21 protein-coding genes are annotated in these 17,362 nt (G+C 37.8%); 14 read left to right on the top strand and 7 right to left on the bottom strand.

Translation table 11 applies throughout. The features are described 5' to 3' along the window. Positions 1–19: 19 nt before the first annotated feature. Both JR347_RS00900 and JR347_RS00905 read left to right on the top strand, forming a co-directional pair. A complete protein-coding gene (locus JR347_RS00900) occupies positions 20–481 on the top strand; it encodes a DUF5606 family protein (RefSeq protein WP_205722185.1) in 462 nt (153 codons plus the stop codon). After that, entirely contained in the window at positions 481–789 is a 309-nt protein-coding gene (locus tag JR347_RS00905; protein WP_205722186.1) for a hypothetical protein, read from the top strand. The genes JR347_RS00900 and JR347_RS00905 overlap by 1 nt, the downstream gene beginning before the upstream one ends. Here the strand turns inward: JR347_RS00905 and fbp are convergent. Continuing rightward, positions 782–1,771 carry a class 1 fructose-bisphosphatase gene (gene fbp / locus JR347_RS00910; protein ID WP_205722187.1) on the bottom strand — a complete coding sequence of 330 codons (990 nt, stop codon included), beginning with the start codon at positions 1,769–1,771 and terminating at the stop codon, positions 782–784. The two genes, JR347_RS00905 and fbp, sit on opposite strands and share 8 nt — an antisense overlap. Before the next feature lie 92 nt (positions 1,772–1,863). On the opposite strand from fbp, the gene JR347_RS00915 reads away from it, so the two are divergent. Beyond that, positions 1,864–3,105, top strand: coding sequence for an aspartate kinase (locus tag JR347_RS00915; RefSeq protein WP_205722188.1), 1,242 nt, complete (start codon positions 1,864–1,866; stop codon positions 3,103–3,105). Here JR347_RS00915 and JR347_RS00920 read toward each other — a convergent pair. Next, positions 3,102–3,566 (bottom strand): low molecular weight protein-tyrosine-phosphatase, encoded by a 465-nt coding sequence (locus JR347_RS00920; protein WP_205722189.1) that lies wholly within the window; start codon positions 3,564–3,566, stop codon positions 3,102–3,104. The two genes, JR347_RS00915 and JR347_RS00920, sit on opposite strands and share 4 nt — an antisense overlap. Positions 3,567–3,718: 152 nt before the next feature. On the opposite strand from JR347_RS00920, the gene JR347_RS00925 reads away from it, so the two are divergent. After that, on the top strand, positions 3,719–4,492 hold the full coding sequence (locus JR347_RS00925) for an enoyl-CoA hydratase-related protein (protein ID WP_205722190.1): 774 nt from the start codon (positions 3,719–3,721) through the stop codon (positions 4,490–4,492). 38 nt (positions 4,493–4,530) lie between these two features. Here the strand turns inward: JR347_RS00925 and JR347_RS00930 are convergent, their stop codons facing one another. Next, a complete protein-coding gene (locus JR347_RS00930) occupies positions 4,531–5,610 on the bottom strand; it encodes a DUF6588 family protein (RefSeq protein WP_205722191.1) in 1,080 nt (359 codons plus the stop codon). 195 nt (positions 5,611–5,805) lie between these two features. On the opposite strand from JR347_RS00930, the gene JR347_RS00935 reads away from it, so the two are divergent. The 3 genes from JR347_RS00935 to rsgA are packed head-to-tail and all read left to right on the top strand — an operon-like array spanning position 5,806 to position 8,651. Continuing rightward, positions 5,806–6,435 (top strand): peroxiredoxin, encoded by a 630-nt coding sequence (locus JR347_RS00935; protein WP_205722192.1) that lies wholly within the window; start codon positions 5,806–5,808, stop codon positions 6,433–6,435. Between the two features lie 60 nt (positions 6,436–6,495). Further along, entirely contained in the window at positions 6,496–7,734 is a 1,239-nt protein-coding gene (locus tag JR347_RS00940; protein WP_205722193.1) for a 3-deoxy-D-manno-octulosonic acid transferase, read from the top strand. Continuing rightward, positions 7,731–8,651, top strand: coding sequence for a ribosome small subunit-dependent GTPase A (gene rsgA / locus JR347_RS00945; RefSeq protein WP_205722194.1), 921 nt, complete (start codon positions 7,731–7,733; stop codon positions 8,649–8,651). The genes JR347_RS00940 and rsgA overlap by 4 nt, the downstream gene beginning before the upstream one ends. Here the strand turns inward: rsgA and JR347_RS00950 are convergent. The 4 genes from JR347_RS00950 to JR347_RS00965 are packed head-to-tail and all read right to left on the bottom strand — an operon-like array spanning position 8,648 to position 11,432. Continuing rightward, entirely contained in the window at positions 8,648–9,505 is an 858-nt protein-coding gene (locus tag JR347_RS00950) for a glycosyltransferase family 2 protein (RefSeq protein ID WP_205722195.1), read from the bottom strand. The genes rsgA and JR347_RS00950 overlap by 4 nt on opposite strands. Positions 9,506–9,511: 6 nt before the next feature. Further along, a complete protein-coding gene (locus JR347_RS00955) occupies positions 9,512–10,420 on the bottom strand; it encodes a GNAT family N-acetyltransferase (protein ID WP_205722196.1) in 909 nt (302 codons plus the stop codon). A 4-nt stretch (positions 10,421–10,424) separates the two neighbouring features. Further along, entirely contained in the window at positions 10,425–10,901 is a 477-nt protein-coding gene (locus JR347_RS00960; protein ID WP_205722197.1) for an Mpo1 family 2-hydroxy fatty acid dioxygenase, read from the bottom strand. A gap of 21 nt (positions 10,902–10,922) precedes the next feature. Further along, positions 10,923–11,432, bottom strand: a complete 510-nt coding sequence (locus JR347_RS00965) for a DUF4442 domain-containing protein (RefSeq protein ID WP_205722198.1) — start codon at positions 11,430–11,432, stop codon at positions 10,923–10,925. 82 nt (positions 11,433–11,514) lie between these two features. On the opposite strand from JR347_RS00965, the gene JR347_RS00970 reads away from it, so the two are divergent. The 7 genes from JR347_RS00970 (at position 11,515) to JR347_RS01000 (ending at position 17,353) form a co-directional block, all read left to right on the top strand. Further along, positions 11,515–12,639, top strand: a complete 1,125-nt coding sequence (locus JR347_RS00970) for an NAD(P)/FAD-dependent oxidoreductase (RefSeq protein WP_205722199.1) — start codon at positions 11,515–11,517, stop codon at positions 12,637–12,639. 45 nt (positions 12,640–12,684) lie between these two features. Next, positions 12,685–14,130: a Na+/H+ antiporter NhaC gene (gene nhaC / locus JR347_RS00975; RefSeq protein ID WP_205722200.1), complete on the top strand. Its 1,446-nt coding sequence runs from the start codon at positions 12,685–12,687 to the stop codon at positions 14,128–14,130. Between the two features lies 1 nt (position 14,131). Further along, positions 14,132–14,728: a 3'-5' exonuclease gene (locus JR347_RS00980; protein WP_205722201.1), complete on the top strand. Its 597-nt coding sequence runs from the start codon at positions 14,132–14,134 to the stop codon at positions 14,726–14,728. 99 nt (positions 14,729–14,827) lie between these two features. After that, positions 14,828–15,232 carry a hypothetical protein gene (locus tag JR347_RS00985; RefSeq protein WP_205722202.1) on the top strand — a complete coding sequence of 135 codons (405 nt, stop codon included), beginning with the start codon at positions 14,828–14,830 and terminating at the stop codon, positions 15,230–15,232. Positions 15,233–15,699: 467 nt separating this feature from the next. Beyond that, positions 15,700–16,071: a hypothetical protein gene (locus tag JR347_RS00990; protein WP_205722203.1), complete on the top strand. Its 372-nt coding sequence runs from the start codon at positions 15,700–15,702 to the stop codon at positions 16,069–16,071. 92 nt (positions 16,072–16,163) lie between these two features. Beyond that, positions 16,164–16,352, top strand: coding sequence for a hypothetical protein (locus tag JR347_RS00995; protein WP_205722204.1), 189 nt, complete (start codon positions 16,164–16,166; stop codon positions 16,350–16,352). Positions 16,353–16,630: 278 nt separating this feature from the next. Further along, positions 16,631–17,353 carry a hypothetical protein gene (locus tag JR347_RS01000; RefSeq protein WP_205722205.1) on the top strand — a complete coding sequence of 241 codons (723 nt, stop codon included), beginning with the start codon at positions 16,631–16,633 and terminating at the stop codon, positions 17,351–17,353. Positions 17,354–17,362: the final 9 nt, after the last annotated feature.

Below are 17,362 nucleotides of genomic sequence, written 5' to 3' on the forward strand. Positions count from 1 at the left end.
CCTCAATTTTTAAAACACTATGGAATACAGCGAAATAGCTTCAGTATCGGGTAAAGGCGGACTTTTTAAGGTTGTAAAACCGACAAGAACAGGCGTAATTTTAGAATCTCTTGATGATAAAAAGCAGAAACTTGTTGCGAGCGCGACACAAAGAATTTCTGTTTTGAGTGATATATCTATTTATACTACAACCCAGGAGGGTTCTATTCCTTTAGAAGACGTTTATAAAAAGATTTATTCTGAGTTTAAAGATGACCTGGGGGTTACGCAAACCTCTGACCCCGATGAATTAAAGGCATTTATTAAGCATGTGATTCCAGAATATGACGAAGCACGAGTTTACGTTTCGGATATTAAAAAATTGGTTAACTGGTACGGAAGCCTATTGCAATATGCTCCAGAGCTTTTAATGGAAAAAAAGAAAGAGGATAAGCCTAAAGAGGCAAAACCAAAGAAAGCTGCTAGCAAAAAGAAAAGTTAATGAGTGAGGATCTTCTCACCACATCAAAACTAATAATTAAGGATTTTAACCTTGAGGAAAGTGATCTTCCTTCTGTAAAGGCTGTAGAAGATTTAAGGGCAGCATTATTGAAAATAGTTAGTTACTTGCTCAATAATGATTTCGAGAAGTTTATTCTGGCAATGTATCGCATAGATATTAGCGAAACGAAGGTTAAAACTATTTTGGCAACATCAGACCCAGAAAATATAGCTTCTGAATTAACAGATCTAATCATCGAGCGTGAATTGCAAAAAGTGGAGACCAGAAAAAAGTACAGTTCTAATTAAAGAACGACTCCGCTTTTTCCACCATATCCTTTGAACCTACAAAGAATGGTACCCTCTGATGAAGTTCGTTAGGTTCGATATCAAGAATGCGTTGTGTACCTGTAGACGCCAATCCACCAGCTTGTTCAATAATAAACGCAAGTGCGTTGCACTCGTACATCAGCCTTAATTTTCCATTGGCATCTTTCGCTGTTTGCGGATAGATATAAATACCTCCTTTAAGTAAGTTTCTATGAAAGTCTGCGACTAACGATCCAATATATCTTGCAGAATGACCAGATTCTTTACAATGCTCTACATACTTCTTAACAGGCTCAGGAAAACTATTGTAAGAACCCTCATTAATGGAGTAGATTTTTCCCTGTTCTGGTATTGACATGTTCGGGTGTGAAAGGAAATACTCACCTAACGATGGTTCATAGGTAAAGCCATTTACACCATGACCAGTAGTGTACACCAGCATTGTAGAAGAGCCGTAAAGTAAATAACCTGCGGCCACTTGTTCTGAACCTTTTTGCAATACATCAATTTCCTGAATTGGCGAACCTACTGGAGTAACTCTTCTGAAAATTGAAAAAATGGTTCCGATAGATACATTCACATCTATATTTGAAGAACCGTCCAGCGGATCTATTGCAATTACATAACGCCCTTCGTTATTCAAATCCACAATTTCATCATCTTCTTCAGAAATAACTGCACAGGCCTCACCCCCTTTGGATAGAGCCCTGGTAAACCTGATATTGGCAAGTACATCCAACTTTTGCTGATCTTCACCTTGCACATTTTGAGTGCCAATGGCCCCTACTATATTGATAAGACCCGCCTTGTTTATTTCGCGGTTCACCACTTTGCCTGCCAAGGCAATGTCTCTCAAAAGCTGAGAAAGTTCACCTGTTGCAAATTGAAACTCATCCTGCTTTTTCTTGATATATCTATCTAGAGTAGTACCAATGGGTAAGGCTATGCGCGAATCTTCCATAAAATATAGAGAGGCTTTAAAATAAGGAATATAAACTGCTATTTTGGTGCAAATTTAGAAGATTAAATTAATCATTCAATCGTTTGCGTAATATGAAGGTTTTCAAGTTTGGTGGAGCATCCATAAAAAGTGCTGAGGCTATTCGAAATATGGCTTCCATTGTTCAGGAAAACGCACAAAAAGAGCTAGTTGTAGTAGTATCTGCCATGGGAAAAACTACCAACGCATTAGAATCTTTATTGGATAAGAAGAGAAAAGGTGAAGATTCCGAGTTAAACGAGTTGAGCAAATATCATTTCAATATTTGTGACGCCTTGTTTGACAATACCGAGGAGATAACACCAAAAATGAATGCGCTATTAACCGAACTTGAAGATAACCTTACCCAAACGAGTTTGCCGTATGATCAGCATTATGACCTGGTGATTAGCTATGGTGAGCTACTTTCTTCGCTCATAGTCTCAGAATATTTAATAAACAAAGGACTGAACGTGTCTTTAGTGGATAGCAGAAAATACGTAATTACTGATGATAACTACAGAAACGGGTATATTGATTGGGATGAAACTGCATTACGAATTGGCAAGTTAAGACCACAATTGGAACAAGGCCTAATTCTGACTCAGGGTTTTATTGGCGGAACAAAAGATGGCCACACCACAACATTAGGGAGAGAAGGGTCTGATTATACGGCAGCTATTTACAGCTTTTGTCTGGATGCTGAATCAATGACAGTATGGAAAGATGTGCCGGGCATTCTCAATGCAGACCCAAAACGAATTAAAGAAGCTGAACTTTTTCATGAAATAGCGTATAAAGAAGCTTCTGAAATGACTTATTATGGTGCTTCAGTAATTCACCCAAAAACTATAAAGCCTCTAGCCAATAAAAATATTCCACTGTTTGTTAGAAGTTTTGACGACCCAAAAAGTGTTGGTACAATAATTCATGATTGTGAGGTTAAGCATCCTACACCCTCTATCATCATTAAAGAAAATCAATGCCTGGTTTCATTTAATGTATTGGATTATACTTTTATCAATGAAGAAAATTTGAGCCTAATTTTTCAGGAACTAGCGGGCCTTGACATAAAGATTAATATCATGCAAAATTCCGCTATTTCATTTTCTATCGTTGTCGACTATAGAGAGGATAAGCTGGAAGAGTTAATAAAAGTGCTGAAAGAGCATTTTGAAATTAAGTACAATACGGGACTAGAACTAATCACAATTAAAAATTATCGAGCAGAAACTATTAGCCAGTATAGAAGTGGTAAAAACATATTGTTAGAGCAAACTTCACGTAATAACTACAGGGCACTATACGTAGTTTAAGCTATTTTTTCTTCTAAAAACTTTTGTACGGACCTTTCAAGTATATCATAAACCTCCTGAAAGCCTTTGGGTCCACCAAAGTAAGGATCTGGAACATCCGCGCCCTTGTCTTCATTATCAAACTCACGCATGAGATAAAGTTTATCATCAAATTGCCCTTCCTGATCGAGCTTTTTAATATTTGAAAGGTTGGCCTGATCCATCGCAATGATATAGTCAAATTCCCTGAAATCTGCTTTATCAAATTGCCTTGCTTTATGGTTCAATTTGAGGCCGTTTTCCTCAGCATTTTCGATTGTTCTTTTGTCTGGTTTCTCGCCAATATGATAGTTGCTTGTACCGCAGGAATCGAATTCAACTTTTTTTTCCACACCTAACTCTTTGGATAATTTTATTGCTAATCCTTCCGCTAATGGAGAGCGACATATGTTACCTAAACAAACAAACAAGACTTTTTCCATAACAATTGATTTTGAGGTTACAATCTACTAATTACGGGTATTTAGGTTTACATAGCACTTTTTTAATCAACTGTTTATTATGTTGTAAGCCGCCTTTTGTGAAAGAGGCGGCTTTTCTTATTATTGTCCCACCTTGATTAAAATAAACTCGCATGGAATTTATAAAAGTTAATAAGCAATATGACAAATATGTAGCCCTCATTGAGTTGAACAGACCCAAAGAGTTAAATGCACTAAACCTCCAGCTAATGGGTGAGCTTAGAGATGCTCTGAAGGATCTAGATAATGATGATGATGTTCGGGCAATCATACTATCGGGTAATGAAAAAGCATTTGCTGCTGGTGCCGACATCAAACAAATGGCTGATAAAAGTGCCATTGATATGCTTAAAATAGATCAGTTCAGCACCTGGGATCAAATACGTAAAACAAAAAAACCGTTGATAGCAGCTGTAAGTGGATTTGCTTTAGGAGGAGGTTGCGAGTTGGCTATGACTTGCGATATGATCATCGCCAGTGAAACTGCGAAATTCGGTCAGCCTGAAATAAAAATAGGCGTAATGCCTGGTGCTGGCGGAACTCAAAGACTAACAAAAGCTATAGGTAAAGCTAAAGCAATGGAATTAGTGCTAACCGGAAGATTCATTTCAGGAGAAGAAGCAGTGAGTTATGGATTGGTAAATAAAGTGGTGCCAGTTGAAATGTATATGTACGAAGCACTTTCATTAGCTAAAGAAATAGCACAGATGTCGCCCATTGCAGCACAATTAGCAAAAGAGGCTGTAAACAGATCATTTGAAACACACTTGGATGAAGGGCTTACTTTTGAACGAAAAAATTTCTACCTGGCCTTTGCAACTGAAGATCAGAAAGAAGGGATGGCCGCTTTTGTGGAAAAGCGAAAGCCAGAATATAAAGGGAAGTAAATAGAGAGAGAAAAAGGCTCCGACTGGAGCCTTTTTTATTAATTAGTTGATGATGCTTCTCTGAAGCTGAAACCAAAACCTACTGTGAGCATACTATTTTTCTGAAGTGTATAGTCTGCATTAATCGTAACAATCGCGAGCTTTAATCTAAACCCGGCAGTTAATCGTGGGCCGCTTTGGGAGAATTCCAAATTCACTGGATTAACTATTGTCTCAATTTCCTGATTAACGCCATCATCATACGTAATATCGTAATCACCACTAAGTTTTAGGGATGAATTTACAATGTTATAACCAAGCCCTCCATAAAATGAAATTACTGAAAACTTCTTTGAAATAATACCTTGAATTGTCCATGCATTTACGTCAAATGTAGACTTACCGTTGGTGGTAGATATTGATGCATCAGGAGAATTATTTGCAGTAGCACTTGCTAAATCATACTCTAATGACATATCAGTAAATCCGATTAAGGCAGATAAATCAAAGGGGATATTTTTTAACCCCGGAATATGCTGTTTCACATCGTGCATAATTCCAAAACCTAGAAGCTTAAACTCACCATCATCACCTATATCAATCTTAGGTGTCCATCTGATTTTTAAATCTGTATTCTTATAAATACCTATACCCAATTGAGCCATTGGTACGGGGATTGCCTCCATTGGAAAATTCTCTTTTAATCCAATCCCTGGAGGAGCATCAAATGTGCCTGAAAAATTCTGACCATTCACATCAACATCGTAACGATACTGAGGCTCTCCATTTTCCGGACCAAATACAGTTGGAGATCTTGTAACATCAGGATCCGCATAATCGGCATTTATAAAATTAGGGGAATAGAAAAAATCATCGCTAGGAATAAAAACTGAATTAGCTGTTATTAATAATTCCATACCCAAAGGCTTATGGGTTTTTCCACTACTGTACCATCCTCCAGTCAAACCTGTTGAGAATGAATTCATAAAAGGTTCAATATATCCTTCAGCCAAAGTATTTGCATCTTCCACGCCTGCTAAAAGTAGACCTTCAATATCATCCTGAGATTTAGCAAGAAATGAAATACACACAAATGTTAAAGTGAATATTGCGCTTTGTAAACCAACTTTAAACTTCATATCGATCTGATTTTCAATTATTAATGAGGAGTTAAATCTAAATATATAATTAAAAATTATTAGTACATAGATAATTATTATTCTATAAAGGTAACCCAGGCTGGCTTATGGGTAATTGCTTATTTACCTTTGCGGCTGATTATGGGAAAAGCCCATAAGTGAGTAAGAATTTTAACATAAAATAAATAACAAATTATGTCATTAGTAGGAAAAAAAGCTCCTGTATTTAATGCACCAGCCGTAATTAACGGTGAGGAAATTGTAGAATCTTTTTCACTAGAACAGTACATAGGAAAGAAAGAAGTAATGTTCTTCTTCTACCCTAAAGATTTCACTTTTGTATGCCCAACTGAAATTCTTGCTTTCCAAGAAAAACTTGGTGAGTTCGAAAAAAGAGGTGTGGCTGTAGTAGGTGTTTCTTGCGATACTGAAGAAACTCACCTTGCATGGTTAATGACTGCAAAAGAAAATGGTGGAATTGAAGGAGTAAAATATCCTTTAGTAGCAGATTCAACTAAAACTATTGCTTCTAACTTTGGCGTTTTGGCTGGAGATTGGAACTACAACGAAGAAGGTGAATTATCATTTGAAGGTGCTCCAGTAGCATTCAGAGGTACTTTCTTCATCGATAAAGATGGTGTTGTAAGACATGAAACTATCAATGACCTGCCATTAGGTAGAAATATTGATGAGATGATCAGAATTGTAGATGCTTGGCACCACGTACAAGAGCACGGTGAAGTTTGCCCTGCTAACTGGGAAGAAGGCAAAGATGCAATGCAAGCTACCAGAGATGGTGTAGCTAGCTACCTTGCTTCACACTAATTAGTATTGAAATTTCAATGAGAAACCCTGACGGTTACGTCAGGGTTTTTATTTTTGTGGATGGCCTTATTTTTTTACAGAGCGTTTACCATATTCTACCGACTAGCTATTTGGCTCGCTTCACCATTTAACCAAAAGGCTAAAAAGGCCCTAAAAGGTCGCAGGGGCATATTCAAGCTCATTACAACTTCTCTGAAAAATAATAAGGCCAAAATTGCCTGGTTCCACTGTGCTTCACTTGGCGAATTTGAGCAAGGCAGGCCAATCATTGAGAGATTTAAAACAGAGTTTCCTGACTACAAAGTACTACTGACTTTCTTCTCGCCTTCAGGCTACGAGGTAAGAAAAAATTATGATAAAGCTGATTTTGTGTATTATCTGCCGTGGGACTCTAAATCTAACGCAAAGAAATTTGTGAAGCTAGTTAATCCATCGGTAGCCATTTTTGTGAAATATGAATTCTGGCATTTCTATATCAAAGAATTACATTCACAATCTATTCCAATCCTATCTGTCTCCTCCATATTCCGGCCGGATCAGATTTACTTTAAAGCTTACGGGAAGTTTTATTTGAAAATACTGAAAAGGATAAACTTCTTTTTTGTGCAGAATAGAGCTTCAAAGATTTTATTGGAAAAACACGGCATTGAAAATTCTAAGGTAGCGGGAGACACACGATTCGATCGGGTGGCAGAAATTGTAAATAATAGAAAATTATTACCACAGGTTGAAAAGTTTAAAGGCCATTCGAGAGTAATGGTAATAGGAAGTTGCTGGCCGGAAGATCTTGATGTGCTCATGTCATTTATGAATGAAAGCGACATGAAGTTCATCATAGCGCCCCATGAAATAGAGGGCGAATGTCAAAAAATAGTACTCAATGAAGGAATGAGGAAAACTATCTTGTATTCAAACATTGAACAATTATCAGGCTATGAAGAAGTGCTTTTGATTGATAATATCGGTCTACTATCCAGTTTATATGGCTACGGTGACTATGCATATGTAGGCGGTGCATTTGGGGCAGGATTGCATAATATTTTAGAGGCTGCTACCTATGGTATTCCAATTTTCTTCGGGAATAAAAACTATCAAAAATTCAATGAAGCTATAGACTTAATTAATCTTGGAGGTGCAGTGGCCATTAAAGATGAAACCGAATTGCGACACCAATTCAGGGAATTTGAAAATGAAAAAGCGCTACAGATAGCCGGGCAAGTAAACAGAGATTATGTAAAAGATAACACTGGCGCGACTGATAAAATAATCGATTACTGCAAAACCATTTTAAAACCATGATCGGCCTAGTATTAAGATCTACCGGTTCATGGTATGAGGTGAAAGCAGATGATGGAAACACGTATCAGTGTAGAACACGAGGAAAATTGAGATTATCGGGCGTAAAAACAACCAATCCAATAGCCGTTGGTGATATTGTTGAGTTTGACAGAGAGGATAATGAAAACACAGGGTTAATTCATAAAATCCAGCCAAGGGAGAACTACATTATCCGAAAATCGATTAAAAACAAAAATCACGGTCATATAATTGCCTCAAACCTTGACCAGGTACTGCTTGTGGCTACGCTTACTTATCCCAAAACATCACTTGGTTTTATCGATCGGTTTTTAGTCTCTGCTGAAGCCTTTAGAATTCCTCAGATTATTGTGTTCAATAAATCTGATCTTTTGAATGAAAAAGATCAAAAAAAGCTAGCCGAAATAATTGAAACTTATGAACATATAGGAGTGACTTGCCTTACCTGCTCAGCTCAAAATAATGAAGGTATAGAGCCGATCAAAGAGATACTGAAGGGCAAAAAAACGCTTATTTCAGGGCATTCCGGAGTTGGCAAATCCACATTAATTAACAGCATTGACCCTAATTTAAATTTGAAGACCTCTGAAGTTTCGGACTTTGCTGAAAAAGGGGTGCACACAACCACTTTTGCTGAAATGTTTCAGTTAGATGATGACACCTTTATTATTGACACTCCTGGCATTAAAGAACTTGGATTAATAGACATTGAAGAAGAAGAACTCTCCGATTATTTCCCTGAAATGCGAGAGCTGTCAGGAGATTGCAAGTTTCACAACTGCAAACATTTACACGAGCCCGGCTGTGCCATTCAGATGGCTGTTGATGAAGGTGAGATTGCTGAAAGCAGGTACAAAAGTTATCTGAGCATGCTAGAGGATAGCGACAATAGACGTTAAACGGACATTCGGAGCCTGACATATTTAAAAAATAACTTCCAATTGAAGTATTTAATACATTGTTTCATCTCCAGAAAGATGCGCCTTTTCAATGCTTTATCTTCCTCTTTAGTTTGATTGAGCCCTTTTATCTTTTCACAAATTCTATATGTCGACTCCATCTGAGGGCTATTTCTTCGGTACTGAAGATTTGACATTGAATATTTGAGCAATCTCCTTTTAACAAGCGGCTCATCCGTATAACAATACTTGAATTTCCGTGAGGAGCGTACCCAAAAATCAAAATCCTCATAAAGTAAACTTTCATCATACCCATCCAGGTAATCAAACACTTGCCTTTTTGACATCATGGTGGGTGGACAGATGAAGTAGCGTTTGATCAGCTCAACATATAAATCACCTTTGGGTGGTGGATTAATGACTTTACCTGAAGATGCTATGGGATAATGATGATGCAGTTCATTTCCTTCTGAATCAATATTAATAGCATTGGTGAAATTTACACCGTATGAATCATCAAGCACTTCGAACTCTGCAAGGCCTTTTAATACCCTATCCTTGGCCAGCACATCATCAGTTGCTAAATCGATGAGAAACTCCCCGGAAGCCTCTTTTAATCCAAGGTTAAAGGCTTTAGTGCTTCCTAAGTTTCTATCTGTAAAAATTACTTTGAGCTGATTGAACCGTTCTTTTAATTGTTGAATCTTTTCGCGACTACCATCTGTACTGTAATCATCCACCACAATCACTTCAATATTTTTATACGACTGATGCAATGCTGAGAGAACAGACTCCTCCAGATAATCCTGATGATTGTAGCATAAACAAATAATGGAAACTTTAGGCTTATCCATGCTAAGTCACCTTTTTAAAGTAAGTTTCAAACCTGTTTCCGCTCCTATATATTTTTTGAAATTGAGCAAGTTAAGATCGGTGTCATCACCCATTGAAGATGTGCCAAGGTCGAGATGCTTCATTCCTTTTTTCTGACAGAAGGCATATATTTCTCCATGTAACAACACAGCCGGACTTAACCGATCGTATTCCTTTATATGACCACCATAAAATACATACAGTGCCTTTTCTGAGAGCTGTATTGTTATAGCCGAGGCCACCAGTTTTTCTTTATCAAAGACCCCAAACAAGTGGAAATGATCTGATAAATTATCGGCTACATTTTTCAGTTGACTTTCACTCATAGAAAGCCCCCAGTCACGTTCGGCCCTACATGCCATTAGATGTTGATATACACCATGAAAGTCTTCAAAATCTAATTTTTTAGACGTTAAGCCTTCCCTTATCGATTTCTTGAGTTTCTTTCTTTCACTTTTATGTATGATCTCCTCAAATTGCTGATCTGTTACTGAAATAGTGGCATTTACCTGAGATCGCACAACATCAAAACCGCATTCAAGGAGTGATTGCCTGGAAATAGTAAATTTCTGAGGATTTAAATTTTCAGGCGCCAGAATAACTTCTATTGGTTCAACCACTGCACTACTAACCTTACCTATAAAGTGACTCAGTGAATCCAATGTTAATTGCTCTGAAAAATCAAAACCGCCAAAAGTGGCCTTATATGGACTTTTAGCTACTCCTTCATTAACATGCAAATGCCATGAAGCTAAAACTGCCTTTCGCTTTTCATCCAAAAGATAAAAGCTTCTCCAGTTTGATTGAGCCTGAGTTAAGCGGTGTGTTTGTGTATTGAACAAATACTCTTGAAAGGTAAATTTGTAGCCCTCAGGCACATATTCCTGAACCTCCACGTTATCAATATCGAATACCTATTTTCTTGAAAATGAAGTGCATCAACCAAGCCGGCCCGATCATTAAAAACTGCACATCTTTAAAGAAAGAAGGTTTCTTTCCTTCTACTTTATGCCCGTAAAACTGACCGATCCAAGCCACAACAAAGATTCCGACTGACAGCGCCCATAGGGGGGCAATACTTACCTGAGAAAGCGCATTGGCTGCAACTAAACAAAGGAAAGAAAATGCAGCCATACCAATAGCAAGCGGCCAAGATAGGGCGATATAATAAGCCAGCACCAATACGAGAACAATTGTTGCCCAATTGGCATACGGACTGGCTGCCACATTACTCTGTAAAAATCCGCTTGGGATTGACCAAATAAGGCCGACAATACTAAAGAAAATAGAAGGAACGCAAATCCAATGGATTAGCTTGTTTGTTTCATTCTGATGACTTTCACCGTATTCCGAAAGCAACTCATCAATTCGTCTCATGCTATTTTAGTTATAATCAAATTAGTTCACCTTAGTTTTCACCTTATCCCATGATTTAACTTGCCAATGTACCTTACCCGTTGTCAGGTGATTACCATCAGTATCATGGATTTTGATTTCGCAGACCACTACCGTAGAATCAGCACTTTCGAGTGGTTTGTACACTTTTGTCTCAAGCCATGCATCATTAATTTCGAATGTACCAATACCATCCATCTTGCCTTGGTAATGGTACTCCATTTCCAATGTTTTAAGGATTATTCTATACTTTTTAGGATCCAGCCTCGAGATCATTAAAAACCCCGTAGAAAACTCAGAAAGAGTAGCTAATGCACATGCATGCAATCCCTTGATGTGATTGAAATTTAAATATTTATAAGGAAGCTTCGTACGAATTTTTGTGTCCGATATTTCCACAACTTTAAATCCATGTGGCTTATTAAACGGAATCATTCGAGTGAGCCCGAAGTTCAGTAGCCATAAATAGAAGGATGAGGTTTTAGCTTTCTGAACAATCTTGGTAGTATTCATAGGTTGAGTTTTAAGAGTGAAAAGATAGTGAATACTGCCGAATTTTGAATGAATATTGGCAAATCATTGCCAATTTAGCCGAATGATTAGTTATTGGGAAAAGGAATCATTTATTGAGTACGATGCCGTAATAATAGGGAGCGGAATTGTTGGTTTATCAACGGCTATTTCTTTGAAGGAAAAATCGCCAAACCTATCTATCCTGGTTTTGGAAAGAGGGTTGCTCCCAACAGGTGCCAGTACAAAAAATGCTGGGTTTGCCTGTTTCGGCAGTCTTACCGAGCTAATCAACGACCTTAATACTATTGGAGAATCAGGAACTTTAGAATTAGTGAATGAACGCTGGGAAGGGTTGAAGAAGCTTCGGTCACGCATAGGTGATGAGAATTTTGATTACTACAACAATGGCGGCTATGAACTTATCAGGGAAAAGGAAATGAAGTACCTTGATAAAATTGAAGAGGTAAATGAACTGCTTTCATTACTTTTCGATAAACCTGTTTTTCAATTATCAGAAAGCAAAATCAAGGAATTTGGTTTCAATGAAAGTGATATAAAATCAATGATTTTTAACCAGTATGAAGGTCAAATTCATACAGGAAAAATGATGAGCCAGCTGATTAAAATAGCTCAAAAGTTAGGTGTCTCTATTTGGACAGGTGCTGAAGTACAGAACATTATTGATTCTGGCGATCAGGTTGAAATCGATGTGAAGAATAATACCAATAATCTAACTCTAAAAGCAGGCAAAGTGGCCGTGTGCACTAATGCTTTTACCAATAAACTCATCAACAACCTGGATATTGCACCCGGAAGAGGTATTGTATTGGTAACAAAACCAATTAAAGACCTACCCTTCCAGGGGGTTTTTCATATTGATGAGGGTTATTACTATTTCCGTAACGAAGGCAAGCGAGTAATTTTTGGTGGAGGCAGAAATATGGATTTTAAAAGCGAGACAACCACCAGCCTTGAAATCAACCAGCAAATTGAACAGGAACTTAGAAGACAGCTCAAAGAAATTATTTTACCAAACCATCATTTTGAAGTGGAGCATACCTGGGCTGGCATTATGGCCTTTGGCGAGAACAAGGTGCCAATCTTTAAAGAGTACACAAAAAACATTCATTTGGGAGTACGTTTAGGTGGAATGGGCGTAGCCATTGGCAGTCAGATGGGTGAAAAACTAGCTCAAAAGATGCTTTAAAAGACCTGTATTTCATATCTTCGGAGCTTTAACAGAAACGTGTTGATGGACAAAAATCATAAAGTACCCTCGCTGGGTCTCTCTTTACTTCCTATTTTATTTCTGGTTGTTCTACTGGCTTCAAATGTTTACATATTTAGTGATGATGCCTCTTATGGGCCTAATCAGATGGGGCTCATATTTGCCGCCACCTTTGCTGGAATACTTTCAATCCGCCTAAACTACCGCTGGGAAGAAATTTTAGATGGTATTGTAAAAAGCATTAGCTCAGCCATGTCGGCCATACTTATACTTTTGATGATTGGTTCGTTAGCAGGAACCTGGCTGATCAGCGGAGTGGTACCCGCCATGATTTATTATGGATTAGAGATATTAAACCCTTCCATCTTTTTGTTTGCTGCATGTGTTTCTAGTGCCGTTGTTTCATTAGCTACCGGAAGCTCATGGTCTACTGCCGCAACAATGGGTATTGCGTTAATGGGTATAGGACAAGCACTTGGACTGAGTGAAGGTATGATTGCCGGAGCGATTATTTCAGGTGCTTATTTTGGTGATAAAATGTCTCCACTTTCAGATACTACCAACCTGGCACCAGCTATGGCAGGTACGGATCTATTTACTCACATTCGGTACATGGCACTTACTACAGGGCCATCAATTATTATTACACTTATCATCTTTTTAGGCCTTGGGTTTACAGCTGATGGAAACTCATCATTAGGTACTGTGAATGAAGTACAACAGGCCATCGCATCTAAATTTGAGATTAATCTATTCCTATTCATTGTACCGGCATTAGTTATCTTTTTGATCATTAAAAAAATGCCTGCCCTGCCAGCACTCCTTTTAGGAACTGTTCTGGCTGCTGTTTTCGCTGTTATTTTTCAACCTCAAATAATTTCTGAATTAGCAGGTGGTGGAGACTACGGATTGGCAAGTGGTTATGAAGTGGTGATGCGAGCTATGTTTACAGAAATAAATATCGCTACTGGCAATGGAATGGTAGATGAACTTCTTACATCATCAGGCATGGAAGGCATGCTTTCTACTGTATGGTTGATAGTATGTGCTATGATCTTTGGTGGTATTATGGAAAGCAACGGCATGCTACGAAAAATTGCCGATTCAATCATTAAAGTGGCTCATTCCACAGGTTCATTAGTAGCTGCCACGGCAGGAACTTGTATTACTTTCAACCTTACCGCTTCCGATCAATACATAGCCATTGTAGTGCCTGGTAGAATGTTTAGACAAGAATATTCTGATCGTGGCTTAGCTCCTGAAAACCTTTCACGGACATTGGAAGACTCAGGAACTGTTACCTCGGTACTTATCCCATGGAACACCTGCGGTGCGTATCAATCATCGGTATTAGGCTGTTCGCCTTATGCCTTTGCGCCTTACTGTTTCTTTAATATCATCAGTCCGTTTATGACGATTTTATTCGCTTATGCAAACATTAAAATAAAACGAATAGAGAAGGAAGATTAAGATGTTTGCGGCTACTATTAACAACGATGAAATTAATGAGCTTGAACTTGAGCGATTCGAGGGCAACATTACCGTTGTAGAAGATGTTGAGGCACTGAAGAAAGTAGTGGCCATACTTCAAAAAGAAAGTGCGTTAGGGTTTGATACAGAGAGCAAACCTGCCTTTAAGAAGGGCGAATACAATCACATTTCACTATTGCAGTTTTCTACAGAAAATGAAGCCTATCTTATTAGAGTGAATAAAACGGGCATAACTCCTGAGTTGAAAAGGTTGCTGGAGTCTGAAAAGATTACCAAAGTAGGTGTGGCGTTAAGAGATGATATTAAAGATTTAAGAAAACTGAGCCCAATGAATCCAAAAGGTTTTGCCGAATTAAACCACCTGGTAAAAGAAATTGGCATTGAAAGTAACGGACTGCGAAAACTTACTGCCATCATACTTGGTTTTAGAATTTCGAAAAACGCCCAGGTTTCTAACTGGGAAAAAGAAGAACTCACCGAAAAGCAAATCTACTACGCAGCCACAGATGCTTGGGTATGTATTAAAATGTATAACAAGCTGGTGAAGCAGGGGTGGTTGGAGGCCGTTTCTAAATAGTCAACTGGTAATTAAGTGTTATCTTGGTAATAAAATATAACAGACACTCGGTGTCTGTTATATCAAGATTTTTGGATATAACAAACATTAATGTTTGTTATGGAGTTGTTAGAGCACACTATTGGAATGAACTTAGGAAAATATATCATATTAATAACAGGCCTACTATTAACATCATTTTCCTGCTCAACGGTCAATCCTGTCATCTTCAAGGTATACAAAAATAAATCTGTGGATCGTGACGGAAAGTTTACTTTCAAGTCAAAGGAAAAATTGACTCTATATTCGGACTCAACCTATCTTCAATGGTACAAACACAGTGATGGAGAATGTGGACTCAGTATGAATGAAACCGGTCAATATCAAATTGCAGGAGACACATTAATTCTAATTCCAGAAGTTGAGGTAATGAACTTCGACACGAAGTATATTATGCTGAATAATCAACTTTACTACCTAGACCATATGGACAAGGATGGATCGAGAGAACCTGCCTTTAAATAAATAGAAAAGGCGTGCTCTAACATACTTTAAGAGCATATTTGGACTTCACCGTGCGAAGTCCTAAATGCTCTGGCGCGGCTGGCCCACACGTTTAGGGTTAGCATTTCACATCCACTTTCATCTCTTAACTTGTGGACAATATATAAGGACGGGGTGTTCCAAGCTGCTTGTATCTCGACTAGGTTCTAAACCCAAATTCTAAGACATTTTCAAAGTAACATAGAGTAGCTAACTTTCAGGTGGTAGCCAATATAAAGCCTCAGTAGAATGATGAAAATAGGCATCATGGCTGAAGAACTTTCACCCACCTAACAGGGGAAGTTAGATGGAATCGTGTTAGTTTTATGCCCTGTAAAGCAAGTAAACAAACGCGCCTTACAGGGGCGTTGTGCTTTATGCCTTATAAACGAAAGTAATTTTTTACTATTTTAACCTTTGATTAAATTTCAAGTGTAACTTTTGCCTTCGTGAATAACCAAAGAAGAACATACTCTATACTAAGAATAGCATTGTCCGTGTTATTCCTGGCTACATTTGGAGTATTTACAGCTTCTGGTCATGTAGCACCGCAGCCTTCTCAAATCTCTATTGAGCAGGTTGATAGTAGTAACAAGAATTCATCCGGGCAATCTGCGGTAAGTGTTTTTGCTCCGTATTTCAGCGAAATATCAAGAACGCTGGATGTTCAATTTTATATCAATTATCTGATTAGCTACAATCATCATTTAGTAGTAAAATTCACTACTGAGCTAAACAAGAGGTATAGATTTAATACCATTGCCCATTTCAGGCAGTTAAATCGATTTCATATAAATTCTGAAGACCCCTTCATTTCCTAATTCAAGGGAGAATCCCATCTCCACATTAAAAGTTAGTAATTGATTGATCACCTGTCAGCTCGGCTATGAGCCTGACCACTATCGTATTTTAAATGAAACGTATTCAGAAGTTAATAAAGCTTATTGGCTTTATTATTATCCTTTGTTTGGCATCCATTGGCCTGGGGTTTAATGCTGCAATTCTGCCTAATGTCAAACGCCAAGATTCTAATGAAAATAATATAGAATTAGTCGAGAATAAAGATGAAGAATCAGAAACACAGGACGCGGAGCTACCTTAATTTTTCCGTAATACCACTATGGTTTCTGTATTGTTTAAGAGCTCCACCATAGCTCCCAGCTCAGCAACCTGATTAATTCTAACTTTACTATTAATTACGGTGCGTGTTAAAATTGTTGATGGACTCTACCTTCTCAATTTTGGAGTTTATAAGTGCATCTTCGAATGTTATTTATACAATGCTTCCATTCTTAGGTTTTAGAAACATGCCCTCCTTTTGAATCATCAGCTTAATGAAGTCAGTTAAAAATTTCTTAATTTCATTATCTCTGTAACCCCATGACCACTATATCTGACTTCAAGAATGCTCATAAATGGTTAATCATTCCATTTATAATTTCAATTATTGGATTTTCCAGAAGCTATTTTCTTAAGTTACCTGATGCTACATGGCACCAACACATGCATGGTTTGTCTGCAATACTTTGGTACATAATGATAATTGTACAACCTTATCTAATTACCAACGGTAAAATTGAATTGCACAGATACTATGGAAAGATTGCGCTATTTCTAGCCGGGGCTGTCACCTTTTCTGCAATAACGATTATTCCATTGAATCTAAAAGCTGCAGCTAACTTAGAGCCTAACCCTGTAGTATCGATGGCTTTCTTTTATGGCGTTACTTTTACAGATATTATCACAATTATCGGATTTGGCCTTAGTGTGATAATAGGTATAACTAAAGTGAAAAATGTTGAAGATCATGCTTTTTGGATGATATCTACCGTGTTTTGGGCATTGATGCCTGCATTGGGCAGATTAGCCTTATTATCAACAATGATTATTTTTGGATTTCCTCCGCCTTACGACTTTATAGATGTTTTGTTCTTTTCAACACTTCTATGTTTGGTGCCCATTGTTATTATTTGTTGGAGGTTTAAGCGTTTGCATCCTGCTCTTATAGCAGTAGGCTTCGGAAATATTTTGTATTTATTCACGCGGCAAATAGGAGGAAATGAATTGTGGCAATCAATAGCCGATTCGGTGTTTAAGTATTAGCATATTACC

It is taken from the genome of Fulvivirga lutea, assembly GCF_017068455.1.
GTDB lineage: Bacteria > Bacteroidota > Bacteroidia > Cytophagales > Cyclobacteriaceae > Fulvivirga > Fulvivirga lutea.

Bases quoted from the DNA above. Each gene is read 5' to 3' on its own strand.
- JR347_RS00980 (WP_205722201.1), top strand. From the start codon at position 14,132: ATGTTTGCGGCTACTATTAACAACGATGAAATTAATGAGCTTGAACTT.
- JR347_RS00915 (WP_205722188.1), top strand. From the start codon at position 1,864: ATGAAGGTTTTCAAGTTTGGTGGAGCATCCATAAAAAGTGCTGAGGCT.
- nhaC (WP_205722200.1), top strand. From the start codon at position 12,685: ATGGACAAAAATCATAAAGTACCCTCGCTGGGTCTCTCTTTACTTCCT.
- JR347_RS00930 (WP_205722191.1), bottom strand. From the start codon at position 5,610: ATGAAGTTTAAAGTTGGTTTACAAAGCGCAATATTCACTTTAACATTT.
- JR347_RS00925 (WP_205722190.1), top strand. From the start codon at position 3,719: ATGGAATTTATAAAAGTTAATAAGCAATATGACAAATATGTAGCCCTC.
- rsgA (WP_205722194.1), top strand. From the start codon at position 7,731: ATGATCGGCCTAGTATTAAGATCTACCGGTTCATGGTATGAGGTGAAA.
- JR347_RS00920 (WP_205722189.1), bottom strand. From the start codon at position 3,566: ATGGAAAAAGTCTTGTTTGTTTGTTTAGGTAACATATGTCGCTCTCCA.
- JR347_RS00935 (WP_205722192.1), top strand. From the start codon at position 5,806: ATGTCATTAGTAGGAAAAAAAGCTCCTGTATTTAATGCACCAGCCGTA.
- JR347_RS00940 (WP_205722193.1), top strand. From the start codon at position 6,496: ATGGCCTTATTTTTTTACAGAGCGTTTACCATATTCTACCGACTAGCT.
- JR347_RS00905 (WP_205722186.1), top strand. From the start codon at position 481: ATGAGTGAGGATCTTCTCACCACATCAAAACTAATAATTAAGGATTTT.
- JR347_RS00950 (WP_205722195.1), bottom strand. From the start codon at position 9,505: ATGGATAAGCCTAAAGTTTCCATTATTTGTTTATGCTACAATCATCAG.
- JR347_RS00960 (WP_205722197.1), bottom strand. From the start codon at position 10,901: ATGAGACGAATTGATGAGTTGCTTTCGGAATACGGTGAAAGTCATCAG.
- JR347_RS00965 (WP_205722198.1), bottom strand. From the start codon at position 11,432: ATGAATACTACCAAGATTGTTCAGAAAGCTAAAACCTCATCCTTCTAT.
- JR347_RS00985 (WP_205722202.1), top strand. From the start codon at position 14,828: ATGGAGTTGTTAGAGCACACTATTGGAATGAACTTAGGAAAATATATC.
- JR347_RS00900 (WP_205722185.1), top strand. From the start codon at position 20: ATGGAATACAGCGAAATAGCTTCAGTATCGGGTAAAGGCGGACTTTTT.
- JR347_RS00995 (WP_205722204.1), top strand. From the start codon at position 16,164: ATGAAACGTATTCAGAAGTTAATAAAGCTTATTGGCTTTATTATTATC.
- fbp (WP_205722187.1), bottom strand. From the start codon at position 1,771: ATGGAAGATTCGCGCATAGCCTTACCCATTGGTACTACTCTAGATAGA.
- JR347_RS01000 (WP_205722205.1), top strand. From the start codon at position 16,631: ATGACCACTATATCTGACTTCAAGAATGCTCATAAATGGTTAATCATT.
- JR347_RS00970 (WP_205722199.1), top strand. From the start codon at position 11,515: ATGATTAGTTATTGGGAAAAGGAATCATTTATTGAGTACGATGCCGTA.